This is a genomic window from Solibacillus sp. FSL W7-1472 (assembly GCF_037969775.1).
Taxonomy (GTDB): domain Bacteria; phylum Bacillota; class Bacilli; order Bacillales_A; family Planococcaceae; genus Solibacillus; species Solibacillus silvestris.
Genome location: NZ_CP150208.1, coordinates 2,819,975 through 2,840,292 on the forward strand (window position 1 = coordinate 2,819,975; position 20,318 = coordinate 2,840,292).

General features: G+C 39.4%; 17 protein-coding genes and 1 other annotated feature. Of the genes, 8 read left to right on the top strand and 9 right to left on the bottom strand.

Features of this window, described 5'->3' with window-relative positions; translation table 11 throughout:
* Positions 1–97 precede the first annotated feature (97 nt).
* Complete coding sequence (hisJ, locus tag MKY07_RS14005) at positions 98–901, top strand: histidinol-phosphatase HisJ (RefSeq protein ID WP_339262743.1); 804 nt, start codon at positions 98–100, stop codon at positions 899–901.
* A 12-nt stretch (positions 902–913) separates the two neighbouring features.
* Positions 914–1,393, top strand: a complete 480-nt coding sequence (locus MKY07_RS14010; protein WP_014823100.1) for a GAF domain-containing protein — start codon at positions 914–916, stop codon at positions 1,391–1,393.
* A 44-nt stretch (positions 1,394–1,437) separates the two neighbouring features.
* Here the strand turns inward: MKY07_RS14010 and MKY07_RS14015 are convergent, their stop codons facing one another.
* Positions 1,438–3,300 carry a diguanylate cyclase gene (locus MKY07_RS14015; RefSeq protein ID WP_339262745.1) on the bottom strand — a complete coding sequence of 621 codons (1,863 nt, stop codon included), beginning with the start codon at positions 3,298–3,300 and terminating at the stop codon, positions 1,438–1,440.
* Between the two features lie 484 nt (positions 3,301–3,784).
* Between MKY07_RS14015 and rpsD the strand changes: the two genes are divergently transcribed.
* Both rpsD and MKY07_RS14025 read left to right on the top strand, forming a co-directional pair.
* On the top strand, positions 3,785–4,387 hold the full coding sequence (gene rpsD / locus MKY07_RS14020) for a 30S ribosomal protein S4 (RefSeq protein ID WP_008407801.1): 603 nt from the start codon (positions 3,785–3,787) through the stop codon (positions 4,385–4,387).
* Positions 4,388–4,557: 170 nt separating this feature from the next.
* Complete coding sequence (locus tag MKY07_RS14025; protein ID WP_014823098.1) at positions 4,558–4,722, top strand: YjcZ family sporulation protein; 165 nt, start codon at positions 4,558–4,560, stop codon at positions 4,720–4,722.
* A 239-nt stretch (positions 4,723–4,961) separates the two neighbouring features.
* Here the strand turns inward: MKY07_RS14025 and MKY07_RS14030 are convergent, their stop codons facing one another.
* The 3 genes from MKY07_RS14030 to tyrS all read right to left on the bottom strand — a co-directional run bounded on the left by MKY07_RS14030 (position 4,962) and on the right by tyrS (position 8,210).
* Positions 4,962–5,573: a Yip1 family protein gene (locus MKY07_RS14030; RefSeq protein ID WP_339262748.1), complete on the bottom strand. Its 612-nt coding sequence runs from the start codon at positions 5,571–5,573 to the stop codon at positions 4,962–4,964.
* Positions 5,574–5,670: 97 nt separating this feature from the next.
* Positions 5,671–6,843, bottom strand: coding sequence for a substrate-binding domain-containing protein (locus MKY07_RS14035; protein ID WP_339262750.1), 1,173 nt, complete (start codon positions 6,841–6,843; stop codon positions 5,671–5,673).
* 95 nt (positions 6,844–6,938) lie between these two features.
* Positions 6,939–8,210, bottom strand: coding sequence for a tyrosine--tRNA ligase (tyrS, locus tag MKY07_RS14040; protein ID WP_008407806.1), 1,272 nt, complete (start codon positions 8,208–8,210; stop codon positions 6,939–6,941).
* Positions 8,211–8,282: 72 nt separating this feature from the next.
* Positions 8,283–8,490 (bottom strand) — a binding site (T-box leader).
* A 102-nt stretch (positions 8,491–8,592) separates the two neighbouring features.
* Between tyrS and MKY07_RS14045 the strand changes: the two genes are divergently transcribed.
* Positions 8,593–11,466 (top strand): transglycosylase domain-containing protein, encoded by a 2,874-nt coding sequence (locus MKY07_RS14045; protein ID WP_008407808.1) that lies wholly within the window; start codon positions 8,593–8,595, stop codon positions 11,464–11,466.
* Positions 11,467–11,517: 51 nt separating this feature from the next.
* On the opposite strand, the gene MKY07_RS14050 is transcribed toward MKY07_RS14045, so the two are convergent.
* From MKY07_RS14050 to acsA, 5 genes are all read right to left on the bottom strand, one after another.
* The gene (locus tag MKY07_RS14050) at positions 11,518–12,669 is read right to left on the bottom strand and encodes an acetylornithine transaminase (protein WP_008408241.1); all 1,152 of its coding nucleotides are present in this window, start codon (positions 12,667–12,669) and stop codon (positions 11,518–11,520) included.
* Positions 12,666–13,442, bottom strand: coding sequence for an acetylglutamate kinase (gene argB, locus MKY07_RS14055; RefSeq protein WP_339262753.1), 777 nt, complete (start codon positions 13,440–13,442; stop codon positions 12,666–12,668). The genes MKY07_RS14050 and argB overlap by 4 nt, the downstream gene beginning before the upstream one ends.
* Positions 13,405–14,628, bottom strand: coding sequence for a bifunctional ornithine acetyltransferase/N-acetylglutamate synthase (argJ, locus tag MKY07_RS14060; RefSeq protein WP_008408239.1), 1,224 nt, complete (start codon positions 14,626–14,628; stop codon positions 13,405–13,407). Before argJ ends, argB begins: the two co-directional genes overlap by 38 nt.
* 71 nt (positions 14,629–14,699) lie before the next feature.
* Positions 14,700–15,734: an N-acetyl-gamma-glutamyl-phosphate reductase gene (argC, locus tag MKY07_RS14065; protein ID WP_339262756.1), complete on the bottom strand. Its 1,035-nt coding sequence runs from the start codon at positions 15,732–15,734 to the stop codon at positions 14,700–14,702.
* A 210-nt stretch (positions 15,735–15,944) separates the two neighbouring features.
* Positions 15,945–17,666 carry an acetate--CoA ligase gene (gene acsA / locus MKY07_RS14070; RefSeq protein ID WP_339264659.1) on the bottom strand — a complete coding sequence of 574 codons (1,722 nt, stop codon included), beginning with the start codon at positions 17,664–17,666 and terminating at the stop codon, positions 15,945–15,947.
* A gap of 170 nt (positions 17,667–17,836) precedes the next feature.
* On the opposite strand from acsA, the gene MKY07_RS14075 reads away from it, so the two are divergent.
* From MKY07_RS14075 to MKY07_RS14085, 3 genes are read left to right on the top strand one after another with little or no spacing between them, the layout of a single operon-like run.
* Positions 17,837–18,469: a GNAT family N-acetyltransferase gene (locus tag MKY07_RS14075; RefSeq protein WP_008408236.1), complete on the top strand. Its 633-nt coding sequence runs from the start codon at positions 17,837–17,839 to the stop codon at positions 18,467–18,469.
* Between the two features lie 25 nt (positions 18,470–18,494).
* Complete coding sequence (locus MKY07_RS14080; RefSeq protein ID WP_008408235.1) at positions 18,495–19,142, top strand: acetoin utilization AcuB family protein; 648 nt, start codon at positions 18,495–18,497, stop codon at positions 19,140–19,142.
* Positions 19,139–20,302 carry an acetoin utilization protein AcuC gene (locus MKY07_RS14085; RefSeq protein ID WP_008408234.1) on the top strand — a complete coding sequence of 388 codons (1,164 nt, stop codon included), beginning with the start codon at positions 19,139–19,141 and terminating at the stop codon, positions 20,300–20,302. Before MKY07_RS14080 ends, MKY07_RS14085 begins: the two co-directional genes overlap by 4 nt.
* Positions 20,303–20,318 lie beyond the last annotated feature (16 nt).

Genomic DNA, 20,318 nt, shown 5'->3' on the forward strand with positions numbered 1-20,318 from the left:
ACGTATTATTTATAATAACATGTTTTCTAATATTTGTTTAACTATTTCCAGCTTTTTTTACTTTTAAATACCATATTTTTGAAGGAAGGTCATTCAATTGAAACGAGACGGTCATATACATACACCTTTTTGTCCCCATGGTTCTACAGATTCGATAGAAAAATATGTCGAAAAAGCGATAACAAGTGGATTTAAAGAAATCACATTTACGGAGCATGCACCTTTACCTGAAAACTTTGTCGATCCAACACCTGACAAGGATAGCGGAATGAACCCTGCTTATTTGATGGATTACTTTAAACAACTGCAGTGCGCAAAAGAACAGTACGAATCACAAATTAAAATCAATATTGGGCTGGAGGTCGACTATATTGTCGGCTTTGAACATGAAACAAAACAATTTCTCAATGAAGTCGGCCCATTATTGGATGATGCGATATTATCCGTACACTTTTTGAATTTCCAAGACGAATATGTATGTATTGACTTTTCACAAGAAGTATATTTACAATTTGCCAATAAGGTTGGCGGCATTCTTCCTATGTATAAGCTATACTACGAAACCGTGAAAAAGTCGATTTTGGCGGATTTAGGTTTATACAAACCTAAGCGTATAGGACATCCTACACTAATTCATAAATTTCAGCTTGCCCACAATGAGCAGGTCGATGACGCAGCTGACATAAATGAACTATTAAAGATGATGCACAACAGCCATTATGAGCTTGATTTTAATAGTGCTGGCCTAAGTAAACCGTATTGTAAGGAGACATACCCGCCCTATCCATTTGTGAAACAGGCAATTAATTTACAAATTCCAATTATTTTCGGCTCGGATGCCCATACGGTAGCGGATTTACATCAGCATTATGAAACATTACTGAAAAAAATAACTTTTTAATTGGAGGATTCTATGTTTGGAAATATCACTTATAACGGTTCAATAACAGACCAGTACGAACAGCTATCTAAACAGCTGGATGCATTGCTTGAAGGGGAAAATAACTTAATCGCTAACTTAAGTAACGCTTCAGCTTTATTAAATACTTTTTTAAAAGAAATTAACTGGGTAGGATTCTATTTAATGAATGAAGGCGAATTAGTACTTGGACCATTCCAAGGCTTGCCTGCTTGTGTACGAATTCCTGTCGGGCGCGGTGTTTGCGGTACAACGGTTGCCAAGGAGCAAACAATGGTTGTAGACGATGTTCACGCTTTCCCTGGCCATATTGCTTGTGACGCTGCATCAAAATCGGAAATCGTTATTCCATTAATTAAAAATGGTGTCGTTATAGGTGTTTTAGATATCGACAGCCCGGTTGAAGCACGTTTTACTGATGAAGATAAAGATGGTTTGGAAAAATTTGTGGATGTACTGTTAAAACATATTTAATTACTAAAAAGGGAGTGCCCGAAAAGTTATTCCGGGTACTCCCTTTAATATTGCAGTTCCATTGGTTTTTCATATACACATAAGCGGTTTTTTCCGTTTCGTTTTGCATGGTATAACGCCATATCAGCTTGCGCAAACATATTTTTGAAATTAGGACGACTGCTCTTATGCCATGTAATCATACCCGCTGAAACCGTAACTGATGGATTTGATACACTTGGTACCATTTGTACAATCGAATCCGAAATTCCAATCGCTTCACTGTCTGAAATATTCGGAATATAGATGGCAAGCTCTTCACCGCCCCATCGCGAGCAAATGCCCTTTTTCCCTATTTCATTTTGCAGTCGCCTAGCAATTTGCACGATTACTTCATCTCCGACTTGATGCCCATATGTGTCATTCACCTTTTTAAAGTTATCGATATCAATTAAAAGGAACATTCCTGAATCGTCCTTTTGAATGGAATTTTCTACGTATGAATCAGAGTAACTTCTTGCATAAAGCTTTGTTAAATGGTCCCGATCCACCATCTCCTGAAGTTGTTCACGTAAAACAGAATTGGAAATGGCTAATGACGAATGGTGAATAAGCGATTGCATTAGCTTAAAGCTGTCAAAGGAGAAGAAATACGGCTCTTTATGCAATACAATGCTAAACCCGATAATATCTTCTTCAACAATCATTGGAATGGCCATAATCGACTTATACTCAATGTCTCCTGAAATAAGACGACTGAAATCAGCAATAAACAATGGGTCTTGTGTCGTCTGAAAATGTTTTTCCACATGCTGGACATATACATTGCACGCTACATAATCGAAAAGATCTGTACACGCTTCGGTCATGATATACTTTTCATCTTCTTTAAACATGAAACCTATTTCCATTGGCTGAAAAGATTTCAACATTTGCTTTTGTAAAAATAAAAGCATCTCGCTGATCGTCAATTTCATATTTAAACGGTGGGAAGTTTCATTGATTAACTGTAAATCCGTGATGAGACGATGTGATTGATGATAGAGTTTTGCGTTTTCCAAGGCATTTCCTGAAGCTTGCGCAAGCATACGGATAAATTCTTTTTCCGAATTCGCGAATGAGTAATTGATCGGTGCTTTTACCTGTAAAATTCCGTATATTGCTTGTCTCCCTTTTATAGGCACATTTAATAATCGACGGTTTTGTTCAACGGCTATATCTTCTTTCAATTCTCCCGATACAAAAGACTCGATTGTTGCAGGCCGCTCCGATAAATAGTCAAAGGGCTTTATTTTCACTCTCGTTTGACGGTCTTGGTCATTTGACAAGATCAGCTCTACTTCAAGTCCAGGAAAATTCTCTTCTATTGTAATAAGCACATTTTCCAAAATTACATCAATGTCCATCGTTGAATGGAAAAGATCTGTCATCCCATATAATTTACGGTACTTTTGCTCATTCGAATACACTTCGTATTTTTGGATTAAATATTTATAGGAAGCGGATATCGCCCCTACTATTTCTTCAGTCAGCACTGTTTGTATAGGTGCCTCAAGAGGATTATATTTAAATATAATAATAGCTTCTATTTTATCATTTATTATAAGTGGCATAACATCCGTATGGTTTTCAAAATACGGTTGTTCTTTTAAAAACCCGGGTAACTTCACAACTTTGTTACCATTAAAATAGGGTTGTATTAAATCTAATGCTACATCAACATTCAGTAATTCTAAGTTGTCGATCGGTTTCAATTTATTTTCGCTTACATGAAATAAAAAACAATGTTCCATATTAAAGTGTTTAGTTAGGCTTTCTTCTAATAGGAAAAAGTAATCATAAAATTTACTTCGTTGTAATTTCTTATTCATACAAAGGCTTAAAATATCCGATTTAAATTGATCAATCTTTTGTTGATTTTCCACCATTAAATCACCTTTTCTTTTACTATTGCGATGTCGGTTCTTTTCACTTAACATCAAGTATACACATTTTATGTCTTATTGACTATTTAAATTTGTTATATTTTTCTAGTAAACACCCCAATTTGAATTGTTTTTTGAATATTAAAGTATTTTCCCGTTCTTATCTACTACCCGCTTTTGTGCTTAAATACCCACAAAACGATAAATTATTTTTATTTTTCTTTACTACATATTATCTTCAAAATGTAAAACACCTTTGTTGACGGATAGATAAAAAAAAGATACAATAGCCTTTGTGTAAAATGAATGCAGTAGTTGTATAACTTAAATGTAGTATTTTATTCCTTCTGTTTAGACAGAATGGTGTATTGTGTAACCCTTTCGGCTGCATGGGCGAAGATACATGAAAATAGAATACCGTTTAATGTCGGGTACAACTGGTTTTTTCTTTTACAACAAAAACCAATTTTAAGGAGGAGACACAATTATGTCTCGTTATACAGGTCCATCTTGGAAACTATCTCGTCGTCTTGGTATTTCATTAAGCGGCACAGGTAAAGAAATCGCAAAACGCCCTTACGCACCAGGTCAACACGGCCCGAACTCTCGCGGTAAAAAATCAGAGTACGGTCTACAATTAACTGAAAAGCAAAAATTACGTCATATGTATGGTATGACTGAACGTCAATTCAAAAACACTTACCTACGTGCTGGTAAATTACAAGGTGTACACGGTGAAAACTTCATGATTTTACTTGAAACTCGCCTTGACAACCTAGTTTACCGTTTAGGTTTAGCTCGCACTCGTCGTGCAGCTCGTCAATTAGTTAACCACGGTCACATCTTAGTTGATGGTAACCGCGTTGACATCCCATCTTACTCAGTAAAACCAGGTCAAACGATCTCTTTACGTGAGAAATCAGCTAACCTTTCAGTTGTTGCTGAATCAATCGAAGTAAACAGCTTCGTACCAGAATATTTATCATTCGATGCAGACTCTAAAGTAGGTACTTTCGTACGTTTACCAGAGCGCTCTGAATTATCTTCTGAAATCAACGAACAATTCATCGTAGAGTTCTACTCTCGTTAATCTTTCGAACTTCAGATATATTCGAATCAAACCATCAAGCCCTGTTTATCGGGTGCTTGGTGGTTTTTTTATTGAGATTTATTTTCTGCAAAATTTTTTCTAAAATTGTTCAATCGCCCCGATCAACCCTTCTTCGTTGAATAGGATAACGAGGAAAGGGGGTGAATATTATGGGTTACGGTTATGAAGGATATCAAAATCAAAACTATAATAACTACGGTGGTTACGGCTGTGGTGGTGGTGGCGGTAACAGCGGCGGTAACAGCTTAACATTCGTTCTAATTGTTGTTCTATTCATTCTTTTAATTATTGTCGGTGCTACTTTCGCTTACTAATAACTCCGATTCCAAAGAAGGCTTCTAGCTAGCCAGAAATAAATCCAACTACTTATTACTGCTTCTCGCCCTTAGGGTCACTTCCCCCAGTGACCCTTTTTATTTTGAATTTCATTAACTTTTCATCCTTACATGCAGACACAAACATTACATTTCGCTAACAATAAAAAAAGATGCTGTACGCTATAGAGCGGCAGCATCCTTTCTATTCAACTCGTAACAATCCATACTAAATACGCTTAAAACAAAAAGTAAGTTGCTCCTAGTACCGCAATTACTATAAACGAAGCAAAAAATGCTTTCCACTTAGATATACGGTGCACTTCCGAAATCCCAATAACTGTGATGACATATGTCCAAATACTGCTAATAATAATCAGAGTCCCACAAACAAATTGCAGAATCAAATCACCTAGTGATGTCTCCATATAGGAAATAGAGAAAAATGACTGTGGTGCGAATTGCATCCAGAACAGAAGAACCGGCAATATCCAAATATAAGGAATCATTGTCACACTGATCATGCGAAACATTTCTTTAAACTTCCCTTTACCACCGAATGCTTTTGCTGATAGTGTCAATACGCCTGCCGATAAAACTGTTGAAAGAAAATATAGTATTAAACTTAAAAGAAATGTTGAATAAACGATATCTCCCAGCGTATATTGTCCTGTAAATTCACTACCGATAAAGCTGACTAAATTACTAGCAAACACTCCGATAATACCAACGAAAATGAAATAAGATAACTTTTTAGTTGTTAACACATAACGAATAGTATCTCGGGGTTTAACAGCAATGCTTAATATCGCATGTCGATCATCGACTGTACCTGTTAATTGCTCACTCAAAATAACATCCCCCTAAAAATATGTATACAATCTATTATACTGATATTTTTAAGGTGATACAAAATTATTGCTTCTTTAGTAGCATGCCAATCTTTTACTATTCGGCAGATTTAAGAGATACATAGCCCGCCTTTTCCACTAATGCCTGCCCTTCATCCGAGAGCACCCAATCAATCACCTGTTTAACATTTCCTGTTGGCTCGCCTGCTGTCACAATATAAAATTCGGAAGCAATTGGATACGCATTGTTGCGAATTGTTTCTCTTGTCGGTGCAACCCCATCGATTTCCAAAAGTTTAATTTCTTTATTTTTTACCATTTCATTTGAATAGTAGCGGAAAGTATAACCGATTGCGTTTTTATAATTTTTATATTGGGACACTTCATTGATAATTCCGCCCATTCCTGTCGCTACATCTTCCGTTGGGGCTTCCATTAACGGTTTATCCCCCATAAGCCGTTGTAATGCTGTTTGTGATCCGCTGTCCTCAGGTCTTTGGAATGCACGGATTGCATCGTCTTGTCCGCCAACTTCAGACCAGTTTGTAATTTCCCCTGCATAGATTCCCTTAATTTGTTCGAGCGATAAACGATCGACTTTGTTTTTACTGTTCACGAAAAAGACAAATGCTTCTTTTCCAATAGGCGTCAAATGAAGTTTAATCCCCTGTTGTTCTGCCTGGTGAATTTGTGAATCGGATGGGCCCGCTACAAATATCATATCCGTATTACCAAAAATCAGGTTCGTATAGGCTTCGTGCGTCTGATTCACCATCACTTCACTCTTGTAAGGATTATATTCTCTTTCAGGATAAAGATGCTCTGTAATGGCTGCATACAATGGATACAAAGCCGTTGCACCATCCATCTTCGGCAAAGGTTCCTCTATTTTTAAACTCGGTTTCTTATCCAATTGCACTAATTTATTCTGATCTGTAAATGGCTCATATTGATAAATATTCACTTCCGCGTCAACAGTCGGTACCCTGCCATCGAACCATTTATAAATTGGTTGTATCGAGGTGACGACCAAAACAATTCCGGCAATTGACCAAAAGATTTTTATACGCTTACTGTTTTTGTAAAATACATCAAAAATCACAAGGACAAAACCAATATATAAAATGACCGCAGCAGAAATTACTAACGGTATATAATGAATCTTGCCGCTAAATGCTACAAAAAATAGCAATATGAAAGTGAAAAAGCAAACCGTCAGTAAGACAAAAATCGAAATGACAATTTTCCCTAAATAAGATTTATTTTCCATACTCCCAACCCTCTCCGCCTATAGTTCTTTATGAAACGAAATATTCCTTTTAAAAAAACGTCCTGGAAAACTACTTCCCAAGACGTTTAATTTAATTAAGCAAATTTCACCATATGGTATTTTTTCTTGCCGCGACGAATAATGGCAAAGGCGTCTTCCAAACGGTCTTTCGCATCGATTACATATTCCAGATCTGTAATTTTTTCTCCGTTCACGCTAATTGCACCGTTCGTAACATCTTCACGTGCCTGACGCTTTGATGAAGAAATTCCTGCTTCTACGATTAACTCCACGATATTTTTGTCTTCTTTCGCCACTTCTACAGAAGGTACACCGGAGAAGGCTACTTTCATTTCCTCTACTGACAATGCTTTTAAGTCACCGGAGAATAATGCTTTTGTAATACGCTCTGCGGCTTCCAGACCTTCCTCACCGTGGATCAGACGCGTCATTTCTTCAGCCAATGCTTTTTGCGCTTTACGTAAATGCGGCTCTTCTTCAACACTTACTGCAAGGCCTTCAATTTCTTCACGTGACAAGAATGTGAAGATTTTTAAGTATTTCACAACATCTGCATCCGCAGTATTGATCCAGAACTGGTAAAACTCGTATGGAGATGTTTTCGCAGCATCGAGCCATACAGCGCCGCCCGCTGTTTTACCGAATTTTGTACCGTCCGCTTTTGTTACAAGAGGAATTGTAATACCGAACGCTTTCGCATTTTCATCATGCGTTTTACGAATCATTTCCAAGCCTGTTGTAATATTGCCCCACTGATCCGAACCACCTACTTGAATTCGAACATTGTGATGATCGTATAAATGATTGAAGTCAATACCTTGGATTAATGTGTAAGCAAATTCAGTAAATGAAATACCTGAATCCAGGCGTGACGCTACTGTATCTTTATTTAAGATGTAGTTTACATTGATCAGTTTCCCGTAATCACGAAGGAAATCGATTAATGTCATTGGACCTACCCAGTCATTATTGTTTACAAGAACAGCACCATTTGCAGCATCCGATGAAAAGTCGAATAAGCGCTCCATTTGCTTTTTAAGTCCCTGCACATTTTTATCGATCTGGTCCATCGTCTGTAATTGACGCTCTTCTGAACGGCCAGATGGATCCCCAACTGTACCTGTAGCTCCACCAACTAATAAAATCGGTGTATGACCTGCTTTTTGGAAACGGCGTAACGTAAGCAATGGCACGATATGTCCGATATGCATCGAATCCGCTGTCGGGTCAACACCTACATATAGGGAAACCTTCTCTTCGTTTAATAACTTTTCCATACCTTCCGCGTCTGTTTGCTGGTATAACAATCCGCGCCATTCCAAGTCTTGCAGTAATTCGTTTGTCATTTGTTTTCTCTCCTTTTACATGATGTGTCATTTACTTGTAAGGAAATAAAAAAGTCCCTACACGCAAATGCATGCAGGGACGTCAAATTTTTATTTAACGCGGTACCACCCGGCTTGAAGAAATTTAAATCTCTTTCTTCCACTTTAAGCGTCTATAACGTGACGATCCGTTCAGGCTCCAAGTACGTAATTCATAAATGCGCTATGTCTAGCTTTCACCAACCGCTAGCTCTCTATGCAGGGAACACATTTATTACTGCAAACTCTTCGTTGCCTGAAATTTATATTTTCTATTCTACCTAGAAAATAGTTGATGTCAATATTTATATTCGTTTATATATCAAATATGCTATAATAAACAAGATTTTAGGAGGTCGATGATGTGAAACAATGGCTCGAAAAATTAAATAAAAAAATCGAAATCCTTGCTTCTTCAGAAAGAATGCGCTTCGTCAGAATTGGAGGCGGTGTATTCTGGAATTTAACTTTACTGGCTATTATTTTTATAGCTGCGACACTGTTGTTTGTTGGAGGTGTAGGCGCAGGTTACTTCGCATCATTAACAAAGGATGAACCTTTGCGATCGAAAGAAGAGATGCGCGAACAAATTTTCAGCTATGAAGAAACAAGTGAACTTTATTTTGCGAACGATATTTACATAGGAAAGATCAGAACTGATTTAGATCGACGTGAAACATCGCTAGCTAATATATCCCCATCCTTAATTAATGCTGTTCTTGCTACAGAGGATGAATATTTCCGTGAGCATACCGGCATTGTGCCGAAAGCGGTAATACGTGGATTACTGCAAGATGTATCCAACTCGTCTACACAGACAGGTGGCTCTACCCTAACACAGCAATTAATAAAAAACCAAATATTAACGAATGAAGTTTCTTATGAACGTAAAGCGAAGGAAATTTTACTTGCGTACCGTTTGGAACATTTTATGACAAAAGAAGAAATACTCGAAGCCTATTTAAATATCATCCCGTATGGCCGAAATTCTTCAGGTCGTAACATTGCCGGAATTGAAACGGCTGCACAGGGTATTTTTGGTGTGTCCGCATCTAAATTAAATCTACCGCAGGCAGCTTATATTGCCGGTATCCCACAGGCACCTTTCACATATACGCCTTTTACAAATAAAGGTGAGCAAAAAAGTGCGGAAGGGATGCAGCCAGGTATTGACCGTATGAAAACGGTTCTTTATCGTATGCAGGAAGCAGGCTATATTACGAAGAAAGAATATGACGAAGCAATTGCCTATGATATTTCTAAAGACTTCAAAGGATATGAAATCCGTCCGGAAGAAAAATATCCTTGGTTAACAGCAGAGCTTGAGCTGCGTTCAAAAGAAATTTTCGCAAAAATACTTGCCGAAAAAGACGGCATTGACCCGGACCGTTTAAAAGAAGAAGAGAACTTAAATGAAAAATATACAATACTGGCAGACCGTACAATACGTTCAGGCGGTTACCGTATTTACTCAACGATTAATAAAGACATGTATGATGCCATGAAAAAAGTGACGGAAGAATTCACTTTATACGGACAAACATACAAGAAAAAAGGAAAAGATCCTGAAACAGGCGAAGAAATCGAAGTGGATGTTCCCGTACAAACAGGAAGTATGGTTATTGAAAACAAAACAGGCCGTATTTTAAGTTTTGTTGGCGGGCGCGACCATGAAATTGAACAATTGAATCATGCGACACAAGCTTACCGTTCAAACGGTTCAACGATGAAACCGTTACTTGCCTATGCACCAGCGCTTGATTACGGTGTCATTGGTGCAGGAAGCCCTGTAGTCGATGTGAAATTTAAACGTAGTTATGACAACTATGAACCCGTCAACTATATTCCAACACAGGAACTAGGAATTATTCCAGCACGACAAGCAGTTGCATCATCACAAAACTTAGCAGTACTGCGTTTGTATGATTCAATTTTAGATCGTCGTCCAGCAACCTATTTGGAAAAAATGGGCTTCTCAAAGTTGACTGAAGGAGATTATGTCAATCTTTCTACATCTATTGGCGGGATTACTCACGGGGCAACTGTCGAAGAAAATACAAATGCCTATACAACCTTTGCAAATAACGGACAATTTAACGATGCCTACATGATTGAACGCATTGAAGATCTGGATGGCAATATTGTTTATGAACATGAAGCTGCTCCAGTTGATGTATTTGCACCGGAAACTGCCTATATGATGACTGATATGCTACGAGGTGTTATGAAGCAAGGTGGTACCGCAACATTGGCGAAGAGCCAATTGAAATTCTCATCTGACTTTGCCGCAAAGACAGGGACTACACAGGACCATAAAGATGTTTGGCTAGTCGGATACAATCCGAATATTTCTGTTGGCGTTTGGTTAGGTTATGACCAGCCACGCACACTTTATGCATTTAATAACCGTTACCAGCATCCAAGTCAGCGTGTAAACCGGTTATGGGCTAATTACCTGAATACGCTTTATGACATTGACCCGGAATTAGTCGGTACGAAAGAAACTTTCAAAAAACCTGAAGGCGTTGTAACACGATCATTTTGCGGCATTTCAGGTCTGGCACCTTCTACTTCATGTGCCAATGCCGGTTTAGTTACGTCAGATTTATTTAATAAAAATGTATTTTTACCGTCTAAGCCGGATGACAGCTTTGTATCTTCTACATCGGTTGTTATTAACGGCAACACATATGCCGCATTACCGAATACACCTACTGAGTTTGTCCAAATGAGCGGATTCGGATTAAATCAGGCATTTGTTGACCGTATGTTAGGCAGACTGGGTGGTGACGCATCGAAATTATTGTCATTCACATCAGGTAAAGGTGTTGTAACCGGTGCACCATTCTCGGCAGACAGTGCACCACCGCAACCTGTTTATGCTACATTGGCAAACGGTTCACTTTCGTGGACAGCCTCTTCATCAAATGATGTAGTCGGCTATCGTGTTTATAGCGTTACCGATCAAGGAAGATCGCTCGTACGCTCATTAAAATCTTATGAAGGGTACCGGGTATCTGTTTCACCAGGTGTTCGCTACATCGTCGTAGCAGTTGATATTACAGGATTGGAATCAGGCTATTCGAACGAAGTTGGAGAAGTTGTCGAAACGGCTCCACCGGAAACGGAAGATGAGGAAAATGTTGTACCCGGAGAGGTAATTGAAGAACCAGAAGAACCCGAAGATCTTGACGAAATTGAAGTTGACGTTGATCCTGTCGAACCATCAGGAGAATAACAAAAAAATCTCACCAACTAGTAAAATTGTTGGTGAGATTTTTTAATGTAATTAAATTGATACCTGTTCCTCTTTTAATACACCTTTTAATAAATTGACCGCTTCATCAATTTCTTGTTCGCTAACTGTTAAAGGTGGTAATAGACGAATCACTTTCGGTCCGGCTGCAACCGTTAATAGACCAGCTTCATCCAATGCGGCAACATAAGGTGCGACATCTTCGCCACCGAGACTTAACCCCAGCATTAACCCTTTACCTTGAACCGAATATTTTTCTTCCGGAAATGCTTCTTCCAGTTTATTTACAAAGTACGCTGATTTTTGTTTCACATTATCCAAAAAGGCATCATTGAATATTTGATCGATAACTGTTTGCGCGACGGCAACGCCTAATGGATTTCCGCCGAACGTCGTACCGTGTGTCCCTGCACTAAACGTGTTAAAGAGCTTTTCTGTCCCAAGTATCCCCCCAATCGGGAATCCGCCACCTAGACCTTTTGCCATTGAAACAATATCCGGTTTGATGACTGTCTGTTCAAATGCAAAACGAGTTCCTGTACGTCCGATACCCGTTTGTACTTCATCAACAATAACTAAAATATCCGATGATTGCTGAATTTCATGAATGGCTTTCGCGAATTCCTCCGTTACGGGATTTACGCCACCTTCACCTTGGATCATTTCCAGCATAATCGCAGCAGTATCAGCATCAGCTGCTGCTTTTAATGCTGTAACATCATTAAACGGCAAAGTTACAAACTCGCTTACTAATGGACCGAAGCCGTTACGTACTTTATCTTGCCCTGTTGCACTCATCGCTCCAAATGTACGTCCATGAAAGCTCTGTTCAAAAACAATGATTTTATGTTTTCCTGTATGCTTACGTACTAGTTTAATAGCCGCTTCGTTCGCCTCTGCACCGCTATTACAGAAAAATGCATACGATAAATGCAAATCTTCCACTAATGATGCAGCAAGCTTTTCCTGTCCTGGACTTTCAAATAAGTTACTAATATGCCATAACTTTTGACTTTGTTTTTGAATGGTTTCTACAATCGACGGATGTGCATGCCCTAAACTACATACGGCAATACCGCTCGTAAAATCTAAATATCGTTTCCCAGTCGTATCAAATACCTCTGTTCCTTTTCCTTCGACAATAGCGAAAGGTCTTCTTGCGTAATTTTGGAATAATGCACTCATTTCACTAGCTCCTCACTTAAAATAGTCGTCCCGGTTAAAGTTTCATTTACAATTTGTACAGAAGGAATGCCTGCCTTCAAACAGTTAAGAGCGCCCTGTACTTTCGGAATCATACCGCCGTAAATATGCCCGTCGTCAATCCATTGTTCGATTAACCTTGGTGTCACTTCCGTCTGATATTCATCCTTTATACGAATACCGGCAACATCTGTCACAAGCAGGAGACAATCCGCGCCGACTGCCAATGCAATTTCACTCGCAACTGTATCGCCATTAATGTTCAGCGCCTGCCCGTCCTTCGTTGCACCGATACAGGCAACGACAGGTACAATACCAGCTTCTGTCAAAGTATTTAACATATTTATATTAACATGCTTCACTTCTCCTACATATGCGTAAGTTTCGTAATTTAAAAATTCACTTTCAAGCAGCCCGTCATCAAAACCATTTAGTCCAATGGCAGAAATATTTGCTGAATGAAGTTCATGAACGAGTGAAGGATTTACTTTTCCGATTAATGTTGACTGCACAATGCCGATCATTTCTTTACTCGTTACACGCAGTCCGTTTACTGTATGGGACTCAATTCCTGCAGCGGCTAATTCACGATTAATCGCTGGCCCTCCACCATGTGTAATAATGAGTTGGATCCCTTGTTCCTGCAATGCTTTAAAATTGCGAAAGAAGGCCTCATTAAGACCTTCTAATGTACTGCCACCAAGCTTGATGACCATTTTACGAGCGGTATGATGCGTTGATTTGAACGTAGTCATAAGTCAGGTCACACCCCCATGCAAATCCGTGTCCTTTTCCAACTTCCAGTGACACAAATATTTTCACTTCATGCTGTTTTAATATTTCGATGAGTGCTTCTTCGGAAAACTGAATCGGTTCGCCGTTTTCCACCATTGTAGCTCCACCGATTTTAATTGTAATTTTATCAGGATCGATTACAGCTCCAGAATAGCCAACTGCTGCAATAATACGCCCCCAGTTTGCGTCACAGCCAAACACGGCTGTTTTCACAAGTGGTGAACCTACAACTGTTTTTGCGATTTTACGCGCTTCTTCATCTGAAACCGCTCCATCCACTTCTACTTCGATGAGCTTAGTTGCACCTTCCCCATCACGTGCAATTGACTTTGCCAAGTCTTCTGATACGAGACGTAGTGCTGTGTAAAAGTTTTCCCAGTCGGGGTGCGCCGGAGATAATGGGTCATTTCCTGCTAAGCCATTTGCCATTACAATAACCGTATCGTTTGTTGACGTATCACCGTCAACTGTAATCGAGTTGAACGTGCAATCCGTTACACTCGATAACGCTTTTTGTAGCTCTTCTGATTCAATATTGGCATCTGTTGTAATAAACCCAAGCATTGTCGCCATATTTGGTTCAATCATGCCAGAGCCCTTTGCTGTTCCTGAAACAATTACTTCCTTGCCATCAATGATCGTTGCATACGTTGTGTTTTTCATTACTGTATCGGTCGTTAATATTGCTTGAGAAAAATCAATACCGCTTTCTAGCTTAGAATCCGGATTTAATAGCTCTACACCTTTTTTAACTGGTTCCATCTTCATAATTTCCCCAATGACACCTGTAGAGGCTACACCTACCAAACTAGATGCGATGCCAAGCTTTTGTGCTGCAAGCAGTTGCATTTCATATGCATCCAATAATCCTTGTTTGCCTGTGCATGCATTGGCATTTCCTGAATTTACGATTACCGCCTGCATTTTTTTCGTTTCATATACAACTTCTTTTGTCACTTTCAACGGTGCTGCCTGGACTGCATTTGTTGTGAATACGCCGGCAACACTTGCTGGTACTTCACTTACCAAAATTGCTAAATCTTTTTTCTTATGTTTAAGCCCACAATGAACACCTGCTGCAGTAAACCCTTTTGGTGACACGATATTTTTACTTGATAGTTTTTTCATCTCTATTGTTGAAGTCATCTAGTGACCCTCCCTTAATTTAAAGTCCTCGTCATAATATGGGGTTGATTTCTCTATCTCTTCTTTATCAGTTAAATAAAATACGGAACGAGTTGTATGCCTGTTTGCTGCGGGAGCCCGAATTGGACGTTCATGTTCTGAATTGCCTGACCGGCCGCTCCTTTAACTAAATTATCGATGACTCCGATAATCGTTGCCCGGTTTGTTCTTTCATCAAGCTTCACGTATATGTCACAGTAGTTAGAACCTTTTACTCGGTTTGTTCCTACAGCGGATGCCTCTTGAATCACCCGGACAAATGGGTGATTTTTATACGTTTCTGACAAACAGTCCACTAACTGCTTTTGTGTTACACCGTCCGTCACTCGTGCATAGGAAGTTGCTAAAATCCCACGTGTCATCGGTACAAGATGAGTATTAAACGTTATTGTTGTTTCAATATCGGTAAACATCGAAATTGCTTGTTCGATTTCGGGAATATGCTGGTGTTCATTAATTTTATATATGGAGAAGCTTTCATTTGCTTCACTGAAATGTGTTGCTTGTGAAGGTTTATTACCAGCTCCCGAAATACCACTTTTTGCATCGATGACCAAAAAGCTCGGATCAATTAATCGATTTTTTATAAGAGGCAGAATAGATAATAAAACTGCCGTTGGATAACAGCCAGGGTTGGCAATTAAATCAGCCTTTTCAATCGCTCGTTCATTCCACTCTGTTAGGCCGTAAACACTTCGCTCCACTATTTCCTGTGGCGCCGGAGTTTTTTTATACCAAGTTTCATAACTTGCTAAATTTTTAAGTCTGAAATCCCCCGATAAATCAATTAACTTTGGTCCACGTTCAACTAAAGACGGGAAAATCGTACTCGATACCCCAGACGGCGTACTTGCGAAAACGACATCGTACTCCGCCAATGCATCATCTTCCAATTTAAGTAATGGTTGATCATAAATATCCGTTAAGTGTGGAAATTTATTCGAAAATTGAGTTCCTACTTCTGAGGATGTAAATAACCCGATTTCTTCTACCTCTTTATGATTATGCAAAAATCGTAATAGTTCCAATCCCCCGTACCCTGTTGCACCGATAATACCTGCTTTCATGTTGTCACCTCGTCATTTTTGTATGGCCGAAAATTTTATACGAATTCTAAATGATAAAAATAAGTATAAGTATGTATATTTATTTAGTCAACTGTATTTTTATATAATTGTAGATTATTCTAAATTATCGTTCAATAATAATAACCGTAATAATATAAAAGGCGCCTACATATGTAAGCGCCCCGATTTAAGAAGTACTGCCATTTAAAGTTAATCTTCCATTGTTGATAAATCGCCTGCAGGCAAGTCAAGTTCCCAAGCCTTTAGTACACGACGCATAATCTTTCCGCTTCGGGTTTTAGGCAACTTATCTCTGAATTCAATTTCACGTGGTGCTGAATGAGCCGATAACCCTGTTTTTACAAAGTCTCGAATATTCGCTTCAAGCACTTCACTCGGCTCTACCCCTTCACGTAACGATATAAATGCCTTAATAATTTCGCCGCGGACCGGATCAGGTTTTCCAATTACGCCTGCTTCCACTACATCAGGATGTTCAAGCAGTTTACTTTCCACTTCAAATGGTCCAACTCGCTCTCCCGCTGTCATAATCACATCGTCTACACGACCTTGGAACCAGAAATAACCTTCCTCATCCATAAATGCAGAATCTCCTGAAACATACCATTTTCCTTTTAAAAAATAAGATTCATACCGATCTGGATTTCCCCATATTTGACGCATCATTGCCGGCCACCCTTTTTTGATCGCCAAATTCCCCATCGTATACGGCGGCACTTCATTGCCTTGGTCATCTACAATCGTTGCATAAATTCCCGGCACAGGTTTGCCCATTGAGCCTGGCTTAATCTCCATCGATGGGTAGTTGCAGATCATATGGCCACCTGTTTCCGTCATCCACCATGTATCGTGAATACGATGGTTCAAAATCTCCAATCCCCACTTCACAACTTCCGGATTTAATGGTTCACCGACCGATAAAACATGACGAAGCGTAGAAAGATTATATTTACCGATAATATTCGGACCTGCCCCCATCAACATACGAAATGCAGTTGGCGCACTATACCATACCGTGACGCCATATTCTTCAATTGCCCCATACCATGCTTGCGGACTGAAGCGCCCCCCTACAACAACATTTGTCACCCCATTTAGCCATGGACCGAAAATGCCGTAAGCTGTTCCAGTCACCCATCCGGGATCCGCTGTGCACCAGTAAATATCGTCTTCCTTTAAATCCAATACCCACTGTGCTGTCTGGTATTGCTGAACCATTGCATAATGGACTTGCAATACCCCTTTTGGAGCACCTGTTGATCCGGATGTATAATGCAAAATGGAGCCATCTTCTTTATCGACCCATTCAATGTCAAAATCCTGAGATGCCTCTGCAAAGTATTTATTAAAATCTAAGATCTTATCCGTTTCTTCAATATTTTCCCCGACTACAAATACCGTCTTTAAATGCGGCAGCTTTTCCAGCGGCACTCTGCTCAACAGTGCAGGCGTTGTAATGATCACTTTCGCCTCACTATCCATTAACCGGTCATATACGGCACCTTCCATAAACGCTTCGAATAACGGACCAACTATCGCGCCAATTTTCAATGCACCAATTAAGCTGAAATAGAGCTCCGGCGTACGAGGCATAAAAATAAAAACACGATCGCCTTTATTTAATTCCGCCTTTTCTTTCAACACATTCGCCGCTTTATTCGAATGACGTTTCATATCATAAAAAGAATATGTCTCTTTTCGGTTCCCATCATTATAATAAAGAGCCACTTTGTTTTTGCGGTGTGTTGTTGCATGTCGGTCTATTGCCTCATACGCAATATTGACTTTCCCCGTTTCAAACCAAGAAAATGCTTGTTCACTATGTTGCCAATCATGATTTGCAGCTGTATCCTCATAATTTTTCAAATTATGTTCCCCTGGAATAACTGCTAGCTTTTCCATCGTTTTCATCCCCATGAAAAATCCCCTTTCATTAAAAACTACAATCATTTTACAATAAAAATACTATAATAGGCAAAATATTTAAAACTTTCAATCAATTTAGTGACATCTCGCGAATTTAAGCGTATTTTCGCATGAAATAGAGTATAATAGATGTATTAAAAGCAGGTGGTGTGATTATGATTCATGTGAAAAATTATTATCGTCTTGAATTCAAAACGAGGAATGGTAATGTTTTAGTAGAAGGGCCTGTTCCTTCCGAAAAACTTGCTACCTACACATTACATGAAGATTTAAAAGCTTTTAGACCTTCCCATCAGCAGCATGAAGCACTTGTTGGGATTGCTAAACTGGAAGAAGGACGCATTATTGTCATTCGACAGGATAATATAATTGTCGGCTATGTTACGTATCTCTATCCAGACCCGTTGGAACGCTGGTCAGAAGACCGTATTCCAGATATGATTGAGCTAGGTGCCATTGAAGTCATTCCTGCTTTTAGAGGATCCGGCGCAGGCAAAAAATTATTGGAAGTGTCATTTATGGATGATGCAATGGAAGATTATTTAGTGATTACAACTGAATATTACTGGCATTGGGATTTAAAAGGAACCGGTTTATCTGTTTGGGAATATCGGAATATGATGGAGAGAATGATGACATCAGTTAATTTTGAGTATTATGCGACAGATGATCCTGAAATAACTTCTCATCCTGCCAATTGTCTAATGGCGCGTGTGGGGGCACGTGTTGGAAATGAGACATTGGAGAGATTTGACAGACTTCGCTTTAGAAATCGTTTCATGTATTAATTCTTATCACAAAGGGGAATGAACTATGATTGTCGAAGAAATCATGCAAAGAGAGATACATACACTCCTGCCCGAAAACACGGTGCGCGATGCTGTGCGCCTTATGCGAGAGGAAAATATCCGTCATGTGCCAATTGTAAACAAAGAAAATGTGGTTGTGGGAATCATTACAGACCATGACTTGAAAAATGCTTTGCCTTCTCGATTGCGCGAAGAACCCGACTCTACGATTTATGATGCCCCAATCGAGAAAATCATGGTTAAAAATCCGATTGTCGGTCATCCGCTAGACTTCGTTGAAGAAGTGGCCATGACTTTTTATGATGCTAAAATCAGCTGTTTACCTATAGTTACTGCCGGCAAACTGGTCGGCATCGTTACGACGACTGATTTACTATATACTTACATCGAATTAACAGGCGCACATAAGCCCGGCTCTAAAATTGATATTCGGGTAAATGACAAACCTGGCATGCTTTTTGAAATTACAAAAGTATTTCACGAAAACAAGGCAAATGTATTAAGTGTACTCGTATATCCTGATGGTGAAAATGTGAAAACCCGAATTGTAAGTGTCCGTCTGCAAGTAATCAATCCGCTGCATATTATTGAAGATTTGCGAAAGCAAGGATACGATGTATTGTGGCCAAACTTACCTGGCGTCACATTATGAAAAAAGCTGTATTTATTTATTCACCAGAACAACTCACTTACAAATTTTCGGACACACACCCGTTTAACCATAAGCGATTACACTTAACGATAGATTTACTGAAAAATATTGGTGCACTTCAAGATGAGGATATCGTCCCTGCTCGAATTGCAACAGATGAAGAAATTGCGCTGGCTCATGATTTGCAGTATATAGAGATCGTAAAAAAGGCAGGCCATGGCGAGTTAACTGCCCAGCAAGGGGAACCATATGGTATTGGAACAGAAGATACCCCCATTTTTAAAAATATGCACGAAGCAAGCGCACTTTTAGTTGGCGGTACATTACAGGCGGTCGACCAGGTACTGCAGGGAAAAGCTCAGCATGCATTAAACTTGGGCGGTGGTCTCCATCACGGTTTCCGCGGAAAAGCATCCGGTTTTTGCATTTATAATGATAGCAGTGTAGCGATAAAATATATCCAGGAAAAGTACGGGCTGCGGGTTTTATATGTAGATACTGATGCCCATCATGGAGACGGCGTTCAATGGTCCTTTTATGATGACCCGAATGTATGTACATTATCGATCCATGAGACCGGCCGCTATTTATTTCCGGGTACAGGCAATATAACAGAGCGCGGAAATGGTGAAGGTTACGGGACTTCTTTTAACTTCCCGATTGATGCATTTACGGAAGATGAGAGCTTTTTGGAAATTTACGAGCAGTCAATGCGGGAAGTATTTGAATTTTTCAAACCGGATGTCGTTTTGACACAAAATGGTGCAGATGCACATTATTTTGATCCGCTCACACATTTGTACGGCACAATGAATATTTATAAAGAAATACCGAAGCTTGCCCATAAATTAGCACATGAATATTGTGGCGGACGCTGGATTGCAGTTGGTGGCGGAGGCTATGATATTTGGCGGGTCGTCCCACGAGCATGGTCACATATTTGGACGGAGATGACCGATCAGCCTGCTCCGACTGGACCGTTGCCACAGCAATGGCTTGATAAATGGCAATCGGAATCACCTGTTCCGCTAATCCCGACATGGAATGATCCTCATCCTTTATATGATCCTATTCCGCGCAAAGCAGAAATTGAGGAAAAAAATATACGAATGCTTGAAAAAGCACTACATATTATTCGTACAGAAAAAAACCGTTCATAACATTTGCTTTGAAGTA